At 66.0% G+C, this 15,710-nt stretch carries 16 protein-coding genes; 10 read left to right on the top strand and 6 right to left on the bottom strand.

Annotated features, from left to right (window positions below; translation table 11 throughout):
• Positions 1–12 precede the first annotated feature (12 nt).
• Positions 13–993 (bottom strand): S1C family serine protease, encoded by a 981-nt coding sequence (locus tag WKW82_RS26720; RefSeq protein ID WP_340345535.1) that lies wholly within the window; start codon positions 991–993, stop codon positions 13–15.
• An 88-nt stretch (positions 994–1,081) separates the two neighbouring features.
• Here WKW82_RS26720 and WKW82_RS26725 point away from each other — a divergent pair, with 88 nt between their 5' ends.
• Together WKW82_RS26725 and WKW82_RS26730 are read left to right on the top strand one after the other, a co-directional pair.
• The gene (locus WKW82_RS26725; RefSeq protein ID WP_340345705.1) at positions 1,082–1,945 is read left to right on the top strand and encodes a TatD family hydrolase; all 864 of its coding nucleotides are present in this window, start codon (positions 1,082–1,084) and stop codon (positions 1,943–1,945) included.
• A gap of 124 nt (positions 1,946–2,069) precedes the next feature.
• Positions 2,070–2,729: a hypothetical protein gene (locus WKW82_RS26730; protein WP_340345536.1), complete on the top strand. Its 660-nt coding sequence runs from the start codon at positions 2,070–2,072 to the stop codon at positions 2,727–2,729.
• A gap of 50 nt (positions 2,730–2,779) precedes the next feature.
• On the opposite strand, the gene WKW82_RS26735 is transcribed toward WKW82_RS26730, so the two are convergent.
• On the bottom strand, positions 2,780–3,616 hold the full coding sequence (locus WKW82_RS26735; protein WP_340345706.1) for a mechanosensitive ion channel family protein: 837 nt from the start codon (positions 3,614–3,616) through the stop codon (positions 2,780–2,782).
• A gap of 48 nt (positions 3,617–3,664) precedes the next feature.
• Between WKW82_RS26735 and WKW82_RS26740 the strand changes: the two genes are divergently transcribed.
• The 5 genes from WKW82_RS26740 (at position 3,665) to WKW82_RS26760 (ending at position 9,020) form a co-directional block, all read left to right on the top strand.
• Entirely contained in the window at positions 3,665–4,201 is a 537-nt protein-coding gene (locus WKW82_RS26740; RefSeq protein ID WP_340345538.1) for a DNA-deoxyinosine glycosylase, read from the top strand.
• Between the two features lie 8 nt (positions 4,202–4,209).
• A complete protein-coding gene (locus tag WKW82_RS26745; RefSeq protein WP_340345539.1) occupies positions 4,210–4,965 on the top strand; it encodes a class I SAM-dependent methyltransferase in 756 nt (251 codons plus the stop codon).
• Positions 4,966–5,083: 118 nt separating this feature from the next.
• A complete protein-coding gene (tfpB, locus tag WKW82_RS26750; protein WP_340345540.1) occupies positions 5,084–6,892 on the top strand; it encodes a type IV pilus assembly ATPase TfpB in 1,809 nt (602 codons plus the stop codon).
• Between the two features lie 105 nt (positions 6,893–6,997).
• Positions 6,998–7,486 carry a tripartite tricarboxylate transporter TctB family protein gene (locus WKW82_RS26755; protein WP_340345541.1) on the top strand — a complete coding sequence of 163 codons (489 nt, stop codon included), beginning with the start codon at positions 6,998–7,000 and terminating at the stop codon, positions 7,484–7,486.
• A 16-nt stretch (positions 7,487–7,502) separates the two neighbouring features.
• Positions 7,503–9,020, top strand: a complete 1,518-nt coding sequence (locus WKW82_RS26760; protein ID WP_340345542.1) for a tripartite tricarboxylate transporter permease — start codon at positions 7,503–7,505, stop codon at positions 9,018–9,020.
• A 62-nt stretch (positions 9,021–9,082) separates the two neighbouring features.
• Here WKW82_RS26760 and WKW82_RS26765 read toward each other — a convergent pair whose 3' ends face one another.
• A complete protein-coding gene (locus tag WKW82_RS26765) occupies positions 9,083–9,985 on the bottom strand; it encodes a LysR family transcriptional regulator (RefSeq protein WP_340345544.1) in 903 nt (300 codons plus the stop codon).
• A 131-nt stretch (positions 9,986–10,116) separates the two neighbouring features.
• On the opposite strand from WKW82_RS26765, the gene WKW82_RS26770 reads away from it, so the two are divergent.
• The 3 genes from WKW82_RS26770 to WKW82_RS26780 all read left to right on the top strand — a co-directional run bounded on the left by WKW82_RS26770 (position 10,117) and on the right by WKW82_RS26780 (position 13,907).
• Positions 10,117–11,079 (top strand): Bug family tripartite tricarboxylate transporter substrate binding protein, encoded by a 963-nt coding sequence (locus WKW82_RS26770; RefSeq protein ID WP_340345545.1) that lies wholly within the window; start codon positions 10,117–10,119, stop codon positions 11,077–11,079.
• Between the two features lie 213 nt (positions 11,080–11,292).
• Positions 11,293–12,906 carry a gamma-glutamyltransferase family protein gene (locus tag WKW82_RS26775; protein WP_340345547.1) on the top strand — a complete coding sequence of 538 codons (1,614 nt, stop codon included), beginning with the start codon at positions 11,293–11,295 and terminating at the stop codon, positions 12,904–12,906.
• A 101-nt stretch (positions 12,907–13,007) separates the two neighbouring features.
• Positions 13,008–13,907, top strand: a complete 900-nt coding sequence (locus tag WKW82_RS26780; protein ID WP_340345548.1) for a DMT family transporter — start codon at positions 13,008–13,010, stop codon at positions 13,905–13,907.
• Between the two features lie 206 nt (positions 13,908–14,113).
• On the opposite strand, the gene WKW82_RS26785 is transcribed toward WKW82_RS26780, so the two are convergent.
• From WKW82_RS26785 to WKW82_RS26795, 3 genes are all read right to left on the bottom strand, one after another.
• Complete coding sequence (locus WKW82_RS26785) at positions 14,114–14,410, bottom strand: hypothetical protein (protein ID WP_340345549.1); 297 nt, start codon at positions 14,408–14,410, stop codon at positions 14,114–14,116.
• 192 nt (positions 14,411–14,602) lie between these two features.
• Positions 14,603–15,181, bottom strand: a complete 579-nt coding sequence (locus WKW82_RS26790; RefSeq protein WP_340345551.1) for an SCO family protein — start codon at positions 15,179–15,181, stop codon at positions 14,603–14,605.
• Positions 15,178–15,627: a hypothetical protein gene (locus WKW82_RS26795; RefSeq protein ID WP_340345553.1), complete on the bottom strand. Its 450-nt coding sequence runs from the start codon at positions 15,625–15,627 to the stop codon at positions 15,178–15,180. Before WKW82_RS26795 ends, WKW82_RS26790 begins: the two co-directional genes overlap by 4 nt.
• Positions 15,628–15,710: the final 83 nt, after the last annotated feature.

A 15,710-nucleotide genomic window follows, 5' to 3' on the forward strand; every position in this document is an offset into this window, starting at 1 on the left:
GTTGCTCGCCTTTCAAAAGGGTGAAGTGCCGACGGCCGAGGCCGCGTTCTCGATGGGCACCGCAAAGCCGATGCCGATGAATGTGCGCGCCTGCGTCGGGTTCAGGATGGCGGTGACGATGCCGAGCACCTCGCCGTCCATGTTGACCAGCGGCCCGCCGGAATTGCCGGGGTTGGCCGCGGCGTCGAACTGGATCAGGTTGCTCAATTCCTGCTTGCCTTCCGGCGAGCGGAAGGCGCGCTTCAGGCCGGACACCACGCCCGCGGAAACCGAGGGCCCGATGCCAAAGGGAAAGCCGACCGCGACCACCTGGTCGCCCGATTGCAAGTCATCGGTCGAGCGCATCGTGGCGGGAATCAGGTCGTCCGGGATCTTCTTGGCCTGCAGCACGGCCAGGTCGTTCTCCGGTTGCACGCTGACCACGGCGGCCTCGGCTTCGAGCCCGTCATGGAACGTGATCTTGATCTTTTCCGAGCCGGCGACCACGTGGAGGTTGGTCAGTATCAGGCCTTTGTCGACGATGACCACGCCGGTTCCCACGCCGCGTTCGACTTCGCCTGGGGGGTCCGGCGCTTCAGGTGGCTTGCCCTTGGCCAGGTTGCGTCCGCGTTTCTCGGTCTTGGCCTCCGGCGTCGCCTTTTCAGGTCCGTAGCCGACCACGCGCACCACCGAGGGCCGGATGATTTCCGCAGCCTTGGCCGCGGCGGAGGGCAGGGTGTTGGTCTGCAGCGTGCGCAGCACCGCCGAGTCGATGTCCTTCTGCGTCAGCTTCTGCGGGGTGTGTCGGGGGCCGTACAGCCAGGAACCGCTAACCAGGCCGGCGCTCAGCAGCATCAGCACCGCGAAACTGCGTGCGCCGGGTTGCCAGCGTGCCTTGGGGGGCGGTGCAGCGACCGTCGGCTGTGCATCGGCGCCGGGCGCATCGGCAGACGGCGGCCCGCCCGCCGATTGCGGCGCACGGGGCGAGCTGCTGTAAAGGGCGGGCCTGCGCATCGGTACACCTCCGGCAAAGATGGCGGGTGGAATGTTTCACGGTAGCACGCTTTGTGCCGCCTTGCATCCCTTCGGGCATCATGGCGCGATGGCCGCCTACATCGACACCCACTGCCACCTCGACGCGCCCGAGTTCGGCACGGAGATGCCGGCCGTGCGTGCCCGGGCCGCGCGCGCAGGCGTGGGCCTGTGTGTCATTCCAGCGGTGGCGCCCTTCAATTTCGACACAGTGCGCGAACTGGCGCACCGCCAGGGCGATGCCTACGCGCTGGGCATCCATCCGCTGTGCACCGGCCAGGCGAGCGAAGCCGACTTGAAGACGCTGGCCGACGAATTGCAGGCGCGCCATGACGATCCCCGGCTGGTGGCCGTCGGCGAGATCGGCCTCGATTTCTTCGTCGAAGGGCTTGACGCCGAAAGGCAAACGCACTTCCTTCACACCCAGTTGCAGTTGGCGCACCGGCATGGGCTGCCGGTGCTCATTCATGTGCGCCGCTCCGTCGACCAGGTGCTGAAGCATCTGCGGCAGGTCGGTGGCCCGGGCGGGCGCTGGTACGGCATCGCGCATGCCTTCAACGGAAGCGAACAGCAGGCGCTGGCCTGCATTGCGTTGGGACTGAAGCTCGGCTTTGGCGGCGCGGTGACCTTCGAGCGGGCGCTGCAGTTGCGCCGGCTGGCGGCGACCTTGCCGCTGGAATCCATCGTGCTGGAGACGGACGCCCCCGACATTCCGCCGCATTGGCTGTACCGGACCCAGGCGCAGCGCGCAGAAGGGCAGGCGCAGGGCCGCAACGAGCCGGCAGAACTGCCACGGATCGCCGCCGAAATGGCCGCATTGCGCGGCATCGACGTCGAGGCGCTGGCTCGAGCGACCACGCGAAACGCATTGGACGCAGTGCCTCGTCTGCAAACCCTGACGCGGTCGTCAGGCTTCGCGCCTGCGGCCGGGTAGGCCGAGAGCCCGAATTGCATTGGGCGGGTTGCACGGCGCTGATTTGGTGTCATCCTCGGGTTCTCGGAGATCGTTGCTTCCGAGTGGCAACCGTCACGTATCCATCATCAAAGGAGCTTTCGAAATGAACACGTTCAACATCCGCCTGCTGCCCGCAGCGCTGGTCATTGCCGTGGCATCGGTGTGCGTACCGGCCGGCGCGCAGACGGCTGCCACGCCAAGCACCACCGAAAAGGTCGAAGACGCCAGCAAGAAGGCTTGGGACGCTACGAAGAGCGGTACCGAAAAGGCCGTGGACGCCACCAAGGAAGGCAGCGTCAAGGCTTACGACGCGACCAAGAAGGGCACCGTGAAAGCCTACGACGCGACCAAGGAAGGAACCGTCAAGGCCTACGACGCCACCAAGGAAGGCACGGTCAAGGCGTACGACGCCACCAAGAAGGGCACGGTCAAGGCCTACGACGCCACCAAGAGCGGGACCAAGAAGGCCTACAACTCGACCAAGTCCGGTACCACGAAGGCTTGGGACAAGACCAAGACGACCTCGGCCAAGGGCTGGGACGCCACCAAGAAGACGACCGCCAAGGGCTGGGATGCGACCAAGTCGGGCACCAGCAAGGCCGTGGATGCGACCAAGTCGGGCACCAGCAAGGCCGTGGATGCGACCGGCAACGCCCTGGACGCGACCGGCAAGGCCGTGAGCAATGCCGGCACGGCAGCGGCTGACGCGACCCGCAAGGTCGGCGACAAGATCGGGTCGGAACTGCCGGCTCAAAAGCCCTGATTCCGCGCCCCGCGCAGCGAATGAGAAAGGCCCGCCACGCGGGCCTTTCCTCATTGGGCCTGTGGTACTGCAGGCGGCACGATGCTGCGCCGCACGATGGGCGTTTCCGGCGTCGGGTACCCCGCCGCGCCAAAGGTCTGCACGATGGCGCGGTGCGTGTCGAAATAGACCTGCCAGTAGTGGTCGGTGTGGGTGTAGGGCCGCACGGCCAGCAATGGCCCTTCGGGCGTGAACTGCAGGATCTCGACATCCGGCGGCTGGTCCGTGGAGATGTTGGGAACCTTGGCGACCGCGGCCTTCAGCAACTCGATGGCCTGGTGCACATCCACGCCGTTGGCCACCTTGGCCGTCACGTCGACGCGCCGGAACTTGAGCCGGCTGAAGTTCTGGATGGTGTCGCCCAGCACCTTGTTGTTGCCGACCACGCAGACCGTGTTGTCAGGCGTGACCACTGTGGTGCCGAACAGCCCCAGTTCGCTGACCGTTCCATTCACCCCGCCGATGGTCACGTAGTCGCCCACGCCATAGGGCCGCAGCACCTGCAGGAACACCCCCGCCGCAAAGTGCGTGAGCAAGCCACCCCACGCGGTGCCGATCGCCAGGCCTGCACCGGCCAGAAGCACGGCGAAGGACGTGGTCTTGATGCCGAACATGTCCAGGATCGACAGGATCAGCAGGATGTTCAGCAGCACGCCGACGATCGAGACGATGTAGTTGCTCAGCGTGGCATCCATGCGCTTGCCGCGCTCCAGCGCCTTGGCCAGCAGCCGTTGGGCCATCTGGATCAGCCAGCGCCCGACACCCCAGGCAATGATGGCCCCGATGACTTTCAGGCCAAAATCCACGCCTTGCGTCGTCAGGAACAACCAGATCGCTTCCGTATTCATCATGTCCTACTCCTCGAGGGCGCCGAAGTCGGCAGGCCGGCAGACGTTATGAACAAGCTGGCAGGACGACCCGACGACAAGGCCGGTGCCATGCTCACGGGGCTGGCGCCGCTGGTTTCCAGCAACACCGCCATCCTCATCTTAGGGAGCTTTCCCGGGGCGCGGTCAATAGCGCGTCAGCAGTACTATGCGCACCCGCAAAACCACTTCTGGAAAATCCTCCAGGGCATCTGGCCCGCCTGTCCGCTGCCCGCCGACGCCGATGATGGCTATGCGAAGCGCGGCGCCTGGTTGCTCGATCGCGGCCTGGGACTGTGGGACGTCTATGCAGCCTGCCGCCGCGAAGGCAGCCTCGACACCGCGATCCGCGACGCCATCGTCAACGACATCGCCAGCCTCGAGCTTCCCCGGCTGGCCGCCATCGCGCACAACGGCGGCGAGAGTTTTCGCCATTCCCGCCACACATCGCAACTTGGCGTCCCGGTTTACAAGCTGCCTTCGACCAGCCCGGCCAATGCGAGCTGGAGCTTCCAGCGCAAACTCGATGCCTGGCGCGAGGTGTTCGTGCGCCATGGCATTGCCTGACCTCTCCCATGAAACCCAAACCGATCGACCTGCCCGAAGTCAATTTCTCCGACTGGGGCGACATCCGCTACCTGCACCTGGGCACCGAATGGGTCCAGGGCTCGATGAAGCTCGATGCGCCCTTCGAGATCGAGCTGGAGTACGTGCAGCGCATGATGGCCTGGCTCTTGTTCGTCGAGCCGTCCAGCGTGATGAACCGCCATGCCATGCAGCTCGGCCTCGGCGCTGCCACGTTGACCAAGTTCAGCCGCAAGACCCTGCGCATGCGCACCACGGCGATCGAGCTCAACCCGCAGGTGGTCGCGGCCTGCCGCGGCTGGTTCAAGCTGCCGGCCGACGATGCGAAGCTGAGCGTCGTCATCGCCGATGCTGGCGCCGAGATCCGCCAGCCGCAGTGGATCGGCACCGTCGACGCACTGCAGGTCGACCTGTACGACCACGAAGCTGCTGCCCCGGTGCTCGACAGCGAAGCCTTCTACGCCGATTGCCGCGCCTTGCTCACCGAAGACGGCGCCATGACGGTCAACCTGTTCGGCCGCTCGTCGAGCTACGCGCGCAGCCTGGAGCAGATCGTCAACGTCTTCGGCGCCGACGCGGTCTGGGCCTTCAAGCCGACGCGTGAAGGCAATACCGTCGTGCTCGCGCATCGCACGCCGCAGCGTCCGAAGCGCCCGGTGCTTGCCGAGCGGGCACAAACCATCCAGACTCGCTGGCGCCTGCCCGCCACCAAATGGCTGCGGGTGTTCAAGGCATTGAATCCATGAGCCGCCGGACCGCTCCCAAGGCGAATACCCGCAGCGCACGGCGTGGAGGTCGGGTCATGGCGCCGCCCGGACGCCCGAAGACGCTCGCACCGCAGCGCGTAGCACGAAGGTTTGAAAGATGAGCGCTGCCATGCCGTTGCATCCCTCCAATCCCGCACACCCCGCATCCGCCCCGTACGAAGGCCCGCTCGAACTGCGCCAGCTCATCGAATGGCTGGCGGTGGACGGCGTCATCTCGCGCGAGGAAGCCAGGCGCACCATCGCGCGCTGCGCCCAGGCCGAGAGCAAGCAGGCGCCCATGGTGCGGCTGGCCAATGTCGCGATGACGCGCGAGCAGGACGGCAAACCGCTGGACCTGGAAATGCTCACGCAGTGGCTGGCCGGGCGCGCCGGCCTGGCCTACCTGCGCATCGACCCGCTCAAGGTCGACGTGGGCAAGGTGGCCGACACCATGAGCGCGGCCTATGCCGAGCGCCACAAGGTGCTCCCGGTGCAGGTCTCGCCGACCGAACTGGTCGTCGCCACGGCTGAACCCTTCATCACCGACTGGGTGCCCGAGGTCGAGCGCCAGGCCCGCCGCACGGTGCGCCGCGTGGTCGCCAACCCGGCCGACATCCTGCGCTATCGGGCCGAGTTCTTCGCGCTGGCCAAGTCGGTGCGGGCAGCGCAGAAGGCCGGCAGCGGCGGCGCGGCGCGCGCCAGCTTCGAGCAACTGGTGGAGCTCGGCAAGAGCAACAAGCAGCTCGACGCCAACGACCAGAGCGTGGTGCAGGTGGTCGACTGGCTCTGGCAATACGCCTTCGACCAGCGTGCCAGCGACATCCACCTGGAGCCGCGCCGCGAGCAGGGAGTGATCCGCTTCCGCATCGACGGCGTGCTGCATCCGGCCTACCAGATGCCGATGGGCGTGATGAACGCGATGGTCGCACGCATCAAGCTGCTTGGCCGCATGGACGTGGTCGAGAAGCGGCGCCCGCTCGACGGCCGCATCAAGACCCGCAACATGCGCGGCGACGAAGTCGAGATGCGCCTGTCCACCTTGCCGACCGCCTTCGGCGAGAAGATGGTGATGCGGATCTTCGACCCCGACACTGCGGTGAAGGACCTGGACGCGCTCGGCTTCGCGCAGCACGATGCGCAACGCTGGCAGCAGCTCGTCACGCGGCCGCACGGCATCATCCTCGTGACTGGCCCGACCGGCTCAGGCAAGACCACCACGCTCTATTCGACGCTCAAGCGCGTCGCGACCGAGGAGGTCAACGTCAGCACCATCGAGGACCCGATCGAGATGATCGAGCCCTCGTTCAACCAGACGCAGGCACAGCCGCAACTCGACTTCGGCTTCACCGAGGGGCTGCGCGCCCTGATGCGGCAGGACCCGGACATCATCATGGTCGGCGAGATCCGCGACCTGGCCACGGCCGACATGGCGGTACAAGCTGCGCTCACCGGCCACCTGGTGTTCAGCACGCTGCATACCAACGACGCGCCCAGCGCCATCACGCGTCTCATGGAACTGGGCGTCCCGTCCTACCTCATCAACGCCGTGATGCTCGGCGTGCTGGCGCAGCGCCTGGTGCGCACGCTGTGCCCGCATTGCAAGAAGCCCGACGAGGCCATGACGCGCGAGAAGCTCGCCGAGTTCGTCACGCCGTGGCAGATCAGCGGCTCGGTGCGCGCCTGCAAGGCGGTCGGCTGCGTCGATTGCCGCATGACCGGCTACATGGGCCGCATGGGCCTGTACGAACTGCTCACCGTCAGCGAGACCTTCAAGGGCCTGGTCAACAAGGAGCCCAACCTGCAGGGCCTGCGCCGCCAAGCCGTGGCCGACGGCATGCGGCCGTTGCGGCTGGCCGGTGCGTTGCGCGTGGCCGAAGGCGTGACCACCATCGAGGAAGTGCTGGCCGCGACACCCCCGCTAGAGTGAGCGCACGCTCGGGTAATCCCTAGCCCCTCGGTTAGTGAAATCCACATCAGTCTGACTTGTAGCTGACTCGACAATGGCTCTTCGATTCATTCGAGGAGACTGTTCGTGAAAATCAAGAGTCAGAAGGACTTCTTTTCTGGGCTGATGTTTGCCGTCATGGGTGTGGCATTCGCATGGGGGGCCAGCACCTACAACGTGGGGAACGGCGCGCGCATGGGGCCGGGCTACTTCCCGCTGATGCTGGGCATCGTCATGGCCTTGATGGGCCTTGGCATCATGTTCACCAGCTTGACCGCGGAGACCGAGGATGGCCATCCCATCGGCCCCTGGGCGTGGAAGCAGATCATCTACATCATCGGCGCCAACCTGGCGTTCGGCGTGTTGTTGGGCGGGCTGCCGAGCATCGGTATCCCGGCCATGGGGCTGATCATCGCGATCTATGCGCTGGTGCTCATCGCCAGCCTGGCCGGCCATGAGTTCAACCTGAAGAAGGTGCTGATACTCGCCACCGTGCTGGCCATCGGCAGCTACATCGCGTTCATCTGGGCCCTCAAGCTCCAGATCCAGGTCTGGCCGACCTTCATCACGGGTTGAGAGAAGAAAGCAGACCATGGATTTGATCAATAACCTGTCGCTGGGCTTCGGCGTCGCATTCACCTTCACCAACCTGCTGTATTGCCTGGTCGGTTGTATTCTCGGCACGCTGATCGGCGTGCTCCCCGGCATCGGCCCGGTCGCGACCATCGCGATGCTGCTGCCCGCCACCTACGCGCTGCCACCTGTGTCGGCGCTGATCATGCTGGCCGGCATCTACTACGGGGCGCAGTACGGCGGCTCCACCACCGCCATCCTGGTGAATCTGCCGGGGGAATCGTCCTCGGTGGTGACCGTGATCGACGGCTACCAGATGGCGCGGAAAGGTCGGGCGGGGCCTGCGCTCGCTGCCGCCGGCCTGGGCTCGTTCTTCGCGGGTTGCGTCGGCACCTTGATCCTGGCTGCCTTCGCGCCGCCGCTGACCGAGTTGGCCTTCAAGTTCGGCCCGGCGGAATACTTCTCGCTGATGATCCTGGGCCTGATCGGCGCCGTGGTGCTGGCTTCGGGCTCGCTGCTCAAGGCCATCGCGATGATCGTGCTGGGCTTGTGCATGGGCCTGGTTGGCACTGACGTGAACTCGGGCGTGGCCCGCTTCAGCTTCGACATCCCTGAACTGACCGACGGCATCGGCTTCGTTGCCATCGCCATGGGCGTGTTCGGCTACGGTGAAATCATTGCCAACCTCTCGCGTCCGGAGCACGAGCGTGAGGTGTTCACCGCCAAGGTATCGGGCCTGATGCCGACCGGCGAAGACTTCAGGCGCATGCTGCCCGCGGTCCTGCGTGGCACCTCGCTGGGCGCGGCACTGGGCATCCTGCCCGGCGGCGGCGCGCTGCTGGCGGCTTTCGCGGCCTACACGATCGAGAAGAAGACCAAGCTGCAACCGGGCGAAGTGCCCTTCGGCAAGGGCAACATCCGTGGTGTGGCGGCGCCGGAAGCGGCCAACAACGCCGGTGCGCAGACCTCCTTCATCCCGCTGTTGACGCTGGGTATCCCGCCGAACGCCGTGATGGCGCTGATGGTCGGCGCGATGACCATCCACAACATCCAGCCGGGCCCGCAGGTGATGACCAGCAACCCGGAACTGTTCTGGGGCCTGATCGCCTCGATGTGGATCGGCAACACGATGCTGGTCATCCTGAACCTGCCGCTGATCGGCATGTGGATCAAGCTGCTGTCGGTGCCCTACAAGTACCTGTTCCCGGCGATCGTGTTGTTCTGCGCCATCGGCGTGTACTCGACCAACAACAACACCTTCGACATCTGGATGGTGGGCGGCTTCGGCTTCATCGGCTACATGTTCTACAAGCTGGGTTGCGAACCGGCGCCGCTGCTGCTGGGCTTCATCCTGGGACCGATGATGGAAGAGAACCTGCGCCGTGCGCTGCTGCTGTCGCGTGGCGACTGGAGCGTGTTCGTGCTGCGCCCGATCTCGGCCGTGCTGCTGGCCTGCGCAGCGCTGCTGCTGATCATCGTGCTGATGCCTTCGATCAAGGCGAAGCGCGAAGAAGCGTTCCACGAAGAAGAGGAGTGACCCACCCCCCCGAATGCGCCTCCGGCGCTTCTGTAAAGATCGGCGCCTTCGGGCGCCGTTTTTCATGGCCCAGCGGGCAGCGCGGTGGCTGTTTCGCGGATGAGTTGCCAGACGCGCTGGGCCAGCGGAGCAGGGGCCCGGTTGCGTCGGTGCACCAGCATCACGGCGCGCTCGACCTGCGGCACCAGTTGCACCACCCGCAGGTTGCGCAGGCCCGCCGGCGGCACGGCCAGCGATGGCATCACGCTGATGCCGAGGCCGGCCTCGATCATGCGGAAGACCGTGGTGGGATGGCCCACCTGCTGGCGCACGATGCAGTGCGCGCCGTGGTGGATCAGCGCCTGGTCGATAAGTCGGCGGCTGCCCGAGGCATGGTCGAGCAGCACCAGGGCCTCGCCATCGAGTTGCGACCACTTCATTTGCTTGCGATCTGCGCAGGCATGGCCGGGCGGCACCACCAGGCAGAATGGGTCGGACAGGATCGTCTCGCACTGCAAGTCCTCTTGAGAGGCGGGCTCGATGACGACGCCGAAGTCGACCTCGCCGGCCCGTACGCTGTCGAGCACGTCCTGCTGGATGCGGTCGAGCAACACGAGCTCGATGTCGGGCTCCACGCGCGCACAGGCGGCGATGCAGGCGGGCATGAGGTTGGCCGACAAGGTCGGGCTGCTGGCGACGCGCACGCGGCCGCGGCGTGCGTTCGACATCCCCTGCACGTCGAGCAGGGTCTGCTCCAGTTCGTCGAGCACCCGGTGCAGTCGCGCCGCCAGCGTTTGCCCGGCCTCGGTGAGCGCGACCTCTCGCGTGGTGCGGTCCAGAAGCTTGAGGCCGAATTGCGCTTCGAATTCCAGGATCGACCGGCTGACCGCGGGTTGCGTCAGCCCGATCTGGTCGCCTGCACGGCTGAAGTTGCGGGTCTCGGCCACCGCCAGGAAGACGCGAAGTTGGCGGAGCGTCACATTCATGCGACGGGATCATATATCTATCAAATAAATCCATTTCCCGTTTGAATGCACTGCGTGTTCAATCGATAGCCGCGGCTCGCGGGGAGGCGAGCCCGCATGCCCTTCCGATGTCCATGAAAGAATCGATCCAAATGAAACGCAGAAGCTTCGCGCTGGCGGCAACCGTGCTGTTGTCGACCCTGCCCGCATGGGCGCAGAACTATCCGTCCAGGCCGATTCGCCTGATCGTGCCCTTTCCGGCGGCCGGCGCCACCGACTTGTTCGCGCGCACGCTGACCCACACGATGGGCGAGAAGCTGGGCGCGACCTTCGTCATCGACAACAGGCCCGGCGCGGGCGGCTCCATCGGCTCCGACGCCGCGGCCAAGTCGCCGGCCGACGGCTACACGCTGCTGCTGGCCACCACCAGCACGCATTCGATCGGCCCGGCGCTGGCCAACAAGCTGCCCTATGACACGGTCGCCGACTTCACCCCCGTCGCCCACGTTGGCAATGCGCCGAGCATCATGCTGGTACCGACCACCTCGCCCGCGAAGACGGTGCAGGAATTCATCGACTACGCGAAGAAGCACCCCGGCAAGCTCAACTACGCATCGAGCGGCCCCGGCACCATCGTCCAACTCTCCGCGGAATTGTTCAAGGCGCAGGCTGGCATCCATGTCACGCACATCCCGTACAAGGGCACTGCACTCGCCATCCCCGACCTGATGAGCGGCAAGGTCGACCTGCTGTTCGATTCATTGCCCACCGGCTTGCCTTATGTGCGTGATGGCCGTCTTCGCGCATTGGGCGTCACTTCGCTCAAGCGCAGCCCGCTGGCGCCGGACCTGCCGACGGTGGCCGACACCTTGCCCGGCTACGAGTCCAACACCGTGTTCGGCCTGTACGGTCCCAAGGGCCTGCCGCCCGAGATGGTGGCGCGCATCAACGCGGCCGCCAACGCCGCGCTGGCGGATCCCGAGATGAAGGAGAAGCTGTCGCGCCTGGGCATCGAGCCTGTCATCAGCACGCCGGCGCAGCTGGCCAAGACCATCGCCGACGACACCGCCAAGTGGAAGAAGATCATCGTCGAGCGCAAGATCACGAGCGATTGATGGCTCGCACTCAGGTTCCAGCACTGCGCGTCGCTTCGCCAACGCCCTTCCGGGAGCAACACCAGTGGCCTGAAGGCTGTTGCTCGCCACCAGGCTCCGCGACCTTGCGTGCCGCTCCCCCAGCCCCCTGCCAGGGCAACTTCAGCGGGCCGGTCGAAGCCGGTCCCGCTGTGTCTTCCGAGTTTGTTTGCGCACTTTGCTGAAGGTTGATCCATGAAATTCGACTACGCGAATCCCTATCCCTCCACGCGCATCCCGGTGTTCGCGCGCAACGTGGTGTCGACATCGCATCCGCTCGCCGCGCAGGCCGGCTTGCGCATCCTCTACCAGGGCGGCAATGCGGTCGATGCGGCCATTGCCGCGGCCGCCGTGATGACGCTGGTCGAGCCGGTGAGCAACGGCCTCGGCAGTGACGCGTTCTGCATCCTGTGGGACGGGCAACAGTTGCATGGCCTCAACGCCTCCGGCCCCGCGCCCAAGGCCTGGACGCCCGACTACTTCCTCAACAAGTACGGCGCTGACAAAACCACGCCGCCGCAGCGCGGCATCGACTCGGTGACGGTGCCGGGCGCGGTGCGCGGCTGGGTCGCGATGAGCGACCGCTTCGGCAAGCTGCCCTTCGCCGACCTGATGGCGCCGGCCATCGACATCGCCGAGCGCGGCTACCTGATGCCGCCGGTGGTGCAGCAGAAGTGGGCCGCCGCCACGCCGTTGCTGCAATCGCAGCCCGGCTTCGCGCAGGCCTTCCTGCCTTGGGGCCGCGCGCCCGAGGTGGGCGAGCTGTTCCGCTTTGCTGCCGCCGCACGCGCACTCAAGGCCATCGCACGGACCAAGGGCGAGGCGTACTACACCGGCGAGATCGCCGAAGCCATCGCGGCGTTTTCCAAGGAACACGGCGGCGCGCTCACCGTGGCCGACCTCGCCGCCTACCAGCCCGAATGGGTCATGCCGATCTCGCGCGACTACCGCGGCTACACGCTGCACGAGATCCCGCCGAACGGCCAGGGCATCGCGGCGCTGATCGCGCTCGGCATCCTCGAGAAGTTCGACATCGCCTCGCTGCCGGTCGACTCGGTCGCCTCGCAGCATTTGCAGATCGAGGCGATGAAGCTGGCTTTCGCCGACGTCTACCGCTACGTGTCGGAACCCTCGACGATGACGGTGACCCCCGCGCAGATGCTCGATGACGCCTACCTGGCGTCGCGCGCCCGGCTCATCGATGTCAACAAGGCGCAGGACTTCAAGGCCGGCAACCCGGTCAAGGGCGGCACCATCTACCTCACGGCGGCGGACGAGAGCGGCATGATGGTCAGTTTCATCCAGAGCAACTACATGGGCTTCGGCTCGGGTTGCGTGGAACCGGAGTTCGGCATCAGCCTGCAGAACCGCGGCCATGGCTTCAGCCTGAAGGCCGACAGCCCTAACGTGGTCGCGCCCGGCAAGCGGCCCTTCCACACCATCATCCCGGCCTTCCTCACCAAGGACGGCCAGCCGGTGATGAGCTTCGGCGTGATGGGCGGCAACATGCAGCCGCAGGGCCACATGCAGACGCTGGTGCGCATGATCGACTACCGGCAGAACCTGCAAGCGGCCTGCGACGCGCCGCGCTGGCGCTTCAATGCGGGGCTCAACATCAACGTCGAGGCTGCGATGAACGCCAACACCATCCAGGGCCTGAGTGACCTGGGCCATGAGATGGACGTCATCAACGATTCGTACCAGGACTTCGGCGCCGGCCAGTTCATCTGGCGCAAGGGCGATCCGGGCGTCGAAGGCTACGTGGCGGCCAGCGATCCTCGGCGTGACGGGCTGGCCGCGGGGTATTAGGCCCCCAGCCTCCGCACTTCGTGTCACTCCCGCCACCCCCTTCGAGGGGGCCAAGCCCGCAGCCGGCAGGAGCCGGCCCCGCGGTGCTTTCCGAGAAAGCCATGCGTTCGAGGCGCGCGGCGGGTCTGGCGCTGGCCACCGTCGGTGCGATCGCCTTCAGCGGCAAGGCCATCATCGTCAAGCTCGCGTACCGCCACGGCGTGGACGCGGTCACGCTCATCATGCTGCGCATGTTGTTCGCGTTGCCGCTGTTCGCGCTGATGGCCTGGTGGGCCGGCCGCGGCAAGCCGGCGCTCACCATGCGCGACTGGCTCGGCGTGCTGGGCCTGGGCTTCTCCGGCTACTACCTCGCGAGCTTCCTCGACTTTGCCGGTCTCGCCTACATCAGCGCCGGCTTCGAGCGGCTCATCCTGTACCTCAACCCGACGCTGGTCCTCCTGTTCGGCTGGCTGCTGTACCGGCGCCGCGCATCGCGCAGGCAACTGGTCGGCATGGCGATCAGCTACACCGGCGTCGCGCTGGTCTTCGGCCACGAGATCTGGGGCGGCAGCGGCGCCGGCGGCGGGTTGGCGGCGTGGGGCGCGTTCCTCTGCTTCCTGAGCGCGGTGAGCTACGCGGGCTACCTTGTGTACAGCGGCGAGTTCGTCAAGCGGCTCGGTTCGCTGCGCCTGGTCGGGCTGGCGACGAGCGTGGCGTGCCTGTTCTGCATCGCGCAATTCGCCGTGTTGCGGCCAATGACCGCGGCTTTCGCGGTGGCGCCGGAGGTGGTCTGGCTGTCGGTGCTGAACGCGACGCTGTGCACGGCGGTGCCGGTGCTGATGGTGATGATGGCCATCGAGCGCATCGGCGCGGCAGTAGCGGCACAGACCGGCATGATTGGCCCGATGTCGACCATCCTGATGGGCATCGTCATCCTCGGTGAGCCCTTCACCGTGTGGATCGCGGTGGGCACGCTGCTGGTGATCGCAGGGATCTTCGTTTTCACGCGCACCGGTCGCTGAGGGGAAGTCCGCCTCGGTCATGTCGAGCGGCCGTGGCGATTCAACGTCGTCGCCTCGTCCGAAGGTGACACCATGGGGAGCGGATTCTCCCCGAGGCGGCTCATACGACTTTGCCTTCAACCGCATAACTGCGTTGGCTCACCTTGCCGTGCTACAGCACTGTCTGCGGCGCTCCGCCTTGTTCTGCGATTGAATGCAAAGCCGTATCAGTCTTCGTCGGCCTCTGTGACCTTCTGTGGCAGATCGCTTTCGGCCATGGGACGCGGCCCATTCATCATGAAATCGAGCGCATGTGGCGGCCCGAAATCTTCGCTCCGGCATGAACTCAGGCCGTCGATGATCTTGACGACCTGGCGGTGGATTCGCAACTCGTCGCCGTTCTCGAGTACGACCACGGCAAGCGCATTCCTGATGAGATGGAAATTGCAAACGGCGTGATTGTCGACATGGACATGGTTAGCTGTCGCGAGCGCTGTGAAGAAATCGGTGATGTAGAGGGCCATGCCGGTACTTTAGGAAATGCATGGGATTTGTGCACGCAATTACTGCACGTTCATGGCATTGTTGCCAATTTCATGGGCATATTCGTGAGTTAATTCACGAACTAACACCTTCGAACTAGGCTTTTCCCGCTATTCACCGCACCGAAAAATTGGTTGGAACGACAGAGGCCGAGTTCGGGCGCGCGTCGTCATCTACTTCAAAGGCATGGTGGCCAACTGGGCCAGGAGCCGCGCGACTTCGGCGGGCTGGGGGAAGTCGACGGTGCGCAGCACCAGCCGGCCCTGGCGATCGAAGAAGTAGACCTGGCTGGTGTGCTTGTCGGGGCCGACGGCGCGGCCCGCCAGGAAGTCCAGCCAAGGGTCGAGTGACGCGGGCGCGGGGGCAAAGGCGCTCCAGCGCGGCCCCGCCTGGAAGCGACCAAGCCAGGCGTTCAGCGCCTTGGGGTCGTCCCCCAGCGGGTCGATGCTGGCCGAGAGCAGTTGCAGCGACGCATCACCCCGCGGCAAGGCGGCTTGGACCTGGGCGAACAAGGCGCCCTGGATCGGGCAGATCGAACTGCAACCGGTGAACATCAACTGCAGCGCGGTGGCCTTGCCCCGCAGCAAGTCCCTGAGCGGCAAGGCGCTGCCTGTGTTCGGTGTCACCTTGATGTCGGGTGCCAGCAGCGGCGGGCGGACTTCGCCGGCGGAATTGTGTGCATGCGCCGTCGTTCCGATGCACAGGGCGGGGAGGGCGGCCATGCCGGCGCACAGGAGGTTGCGGCGCTTCATTGCGAGTTCACGTAGGCCCACAGGTCGTCACAACCCCGGGTCGAGAGGCTGTAGCGCGGCATGGCGGTGTCGACCATCACGCCGGCCGGATCGATGCCCTCGCGCAACACGCGGCAGAACGAGGCCGGGTCATAGCGGCTGCCCGGGCCGCCGCGGCGGGCACGCAGTTCATTCAGGTACCGGGAGGTGAGGAGTGGCGCGAACGGGGTCTGTCCGGCGGTGCCGGCGGAGGGAGCGTGGCAGTTGATGCATCGCACGGCTGCGGCCGGCAGGTCGAGGCGGTGGCCCGGCAGGCGCGCCACCAGCGGCGTATCACCGACGAATGCACTGCGCCCGGCTGCGGCGACGCCGGTCGGGGGCGCCGCGCCGGCGCCGGAAGTCAGCCCGCTGGCCGCGGCGATCAGCGCCAGCACCATGCAGGAGAAGCGCAGGTTGCGCTTCGTCATGAACCAATGCCGGGGCGAGGATCCGCAAAGCCGCCGCACACCGCACGCCGCGCCGATGCGCGATAAACGGGGCAAGCTGTCCG

The sequence above is a fragment of the Variovorax rhizosphaerae genome, assembly GCF_037889975.1.
In the GTDB taxonomy this organism is placed as follows: Bacteria; Pseudomonadota; Gammaproteobacteria; order Burkholderiales; family Burkholderiaceae_C; genus Variovorax; species Variovorax rhizosphaerae.